Genomic DNA, 3,123 nt, shown 5'->3' with positions numbered 1-3,123 from the left:
GGACGGAGGTCCCGGTCGCGGCGTGACGGAAGGGACATGACGGTCGCGACCGGTGTGCTCACTGACTCCAAGTCGGCACATCTGTCCGATAACAGACCACAACCCACCCCACCCCATTGATAGTCCGACACATCACAGGTTGCATATCGCTGCCCAGAGATGTTCCGGCGGTCAGGCACTACGGGAGGGGAACCTTGCGTAAGTCCAGAGCACGTACAGGAAGATCGAGAGCCGGCGGGCCCGGCGGCATATCGGGAGTGGCGGCGCTCATCGGCGCCGCCGCTCTCGTCGTCACCGCGGCCCCCGCCCAGGCCGCCGCACCGCGGCAGGCGCCCGGGACCGAGGTGATCCCCGGCACGGGCACCGAGACCCCGGCGCTGGTGTCCGGGATCCGCGAGGCCGCCGACGGCACGGGGAGCGCCGCCGACGCCGCGCGCGGCCACCTCGCCGGCAAGGAGAGCCGCTACAAGATCGCGGACCCGCGGCGCGACCTCGCGCCCGCCCAGTCGGTGCGCAGCGGCGCGGACGAAACCGTACGGCTTCAGCAGAAGCACCGCGGCGTGGACGTGCTCGGCGGCCAGTACGTCGTGCGCATGGAGCACCGCGGCGGCAAACGGACCGTCACCGGCACCTCCGGCAAGTACTTCACCGGGCTGAAGGTCGGCACGCAGGCGACCGTCTCCAAGGAGACCGCGGTCCAGCGGGCCGTCACGGCGACGGCCCGCCAGCTCGGCGGCGCCAAGCTCGACAAGGGCGACATCGCGCCGGGCAAGGGCGTGCGGACCGCGTCGGCCAAGGCGCTGACGGGCACGTCGCACGGGCTCGTCGTGCTGCCCAAGGGCGCGGGGCTGCTCGCGCACCACGTCACCGTGCGCGGTACGGACCCGGCCACCGGTGAGCCGGTCCAGCGCGAGGTCTACGTCGACGCGAAGGCCGGGTTCCCGCTCCTCCAGTACAGCAGCATCAAGACGTTCGGCACGCCCCCCGCCAAGACCGTCGCCGCGCCCAAGGCGGCCGGTGCGCGGGGGAGCGGCGCCAAGGGCAGGGCCGCGGCCGCCGACGACTTCCCCGGCACGACCGGCTCGGGCGTCAAGTACGACGGCAACGCCGTGCCGCTCCAGCTCTACAAGGACGCCTCCCGCAACGAGTACACGATGAACGACTACTCGCGGATGTGGGGCAGCAGCAAGAACCTGATCTCCACCTGGGACGCGCGCGGCGTCGACGTCAGCGAGGCGTCCGGTAAGTGGCCCGCCGGCATCAAGGAGTTCGGCTCACCGACCCCGGCCTTCGGCAAGGACGCCACCGAGGCGGGCGCCGTCGACGCGCACTGGGCGGCCGGCAAGGTCTACGACTACTACAAGAAGGTGCACGGCCGGGACAGCCTCGACGGGCGCGGCGGCACCATCAACTCCCTCGTCGGAGTGACCTGGTACGGCCAGCCGTACATCAACGCCTTCTGGGACGGCACCAAGATGGTGTACGGCCAGGGCGACGACGAATACAAGACGCTCTCCGCCGACCTCGACGTCGTCGGCCACGAGATGACGCACGGCGTCGTCGAGAACAGCGCGAACCTCGTCTACGCCGGGCAGTCCGGCGCGCTGAACGAGGGCATAGCCGACTACTTCGGCAACGCCATCGACGTGGACGCGACCGGCATGGCGATGGACGACCCGGACTCGGGTCTGCTGGGCGAGGACCTCTGCCGCACGCAGACCCCGCGCCAGTGCGCCATCCGCGACCTCAACGACGGGCACACCACGTCCAAGAACTTCCTGGGCGTCGGCTTCGGCACCGACAACGGCGGCGTCCACCTCAACTCGACGATCTTCTCCGGCGCGCTGTGGGACATCCGCGAGGACCTCGGCCGCACCCTCGCCGACACGATCGTCTACAAGGCGCTGACCTCGTACATGACGCCGCTGGACGGCTTCACCGAGGGCCGTGACGCGGTCCTCGCGGCAGCCAAGGACCTGAAGGTTTCGGCCAAGGACCTGAACGTCGTCAAGCGGTCGTTCAACGCCCACGGCATCGTGCCCGGTTGGGAGAACGCGCTCGGCGTCGACTCCGACCAGCTCTTCGGCAAGCTCAACACCGGCGGTACGGGCGTGGGCGCGGGCGGCGGCTGGTGGACCACGTCGAAGTCGAACGACGACGGTTCCGAGCCGTACTCGGTCTACGCGGGCCGCACCGACGGCACCGGCCACCCGAAGCTCATCAGCCCCAACGACGGCCGCTTCCACCTCTACCCGGCGACCGACGGCAAGACCGTGGTCTGGGTGGCGTACGGCACGACCAGCCTGGACATCCTCTCCCGGCCGCTGGCGGGCGGCCCGATCAAGAAGCTGTACACCAGCACCACCGATGTCTCCGGCGTACGGGTCGAGGGCGGCCTGGTGACCTTCGAGTCGATGGACCCCTTCGGCAGCCGGCACGTCGGCTACCTCAAGTCCGGCGACCGGGAGCCGACCTGGGTGGACGGCGGCAAGTACCAGCTGAGCACGGCGCTGCCGTCGCTGCACGGCGCCAAGGTCGCGTACGCCAAGCTCTACCCGGAGGCGGGCACGTACAAGCTGGGCACCGAGGTGCTCGACGTCAAGACCGGGAAGACCACGCTCATGAAGCAGCTCGGCGAGCCCGAGGGCATCGGCCAGACCGGCGTCAACGGCTCCGGCGTCTACTGGCTGGTGGACGAGGTGCCCGCGGACCAGGGGCAGATGGCGGTGCGCCGCGCGAATCCGGACGGTACGGGGGCGGCCGACATCAGCAAGGAGACCGGTCCGGACGCGCTCTTCCCCTACGACCTGACGGTCTCCGAGGAAGCGGTGACGGTCGAGGCGGCGCTGCCCGACACGGAGTACCGCAACGAGTCGCTGCCGAAGCTGTGGCAGTTCTCGCTGGACGGCAAGGCGAAGAACCGGGTCTCCTGCAACCGCGGCGAGCAGAGTCTGCCCGCGGCGGCCGGCGGCAAGCAGGTGGTGTGGATCGACGGCACCACCGGCTACACCGATCTGGTGACGCGCTCCCGCCCGGCGGGCCTGTGCGGCTGACGCTCAGGACCGTACGTACGTGAGCTGATCCGATCGGAACGAGCGAGCGAGCGGGCCCCCGGCACCGATG

General features: G+C 70.3%; 1 protein-coding gene. It reads left to right on the top strand.

Annotated features, from left to right (window positions below):
• The first annotated feature begins 257 nt into the window (after nucleotides 1-257).
• Nucleotides 258-3,053 (top strand): M4 family metallopeptidase, encoded by a 2,796-nt coding sequence (locus tag ACFU99_RS38780; protein WP_384401960.1) that lies wholly within the window; start codon nucleotides 258-260, stop codon nucleotides 3,051-3,053.
• Nucleotides 3,054-3,123 lie beyond the last annotated feature (70 nt).

It is taken from the genome of Streptomyces sp. NPDC057654 (assembly GCF_042800135.1).
Lineage (GTDB): Bacteria > Actinomycetota > Actinomycetes > Streptomycetales > Streptomycetaceae > Streptomyces.
This window is presented reverse-complemented; position numbering and strand designations above follow the sequence as displayed.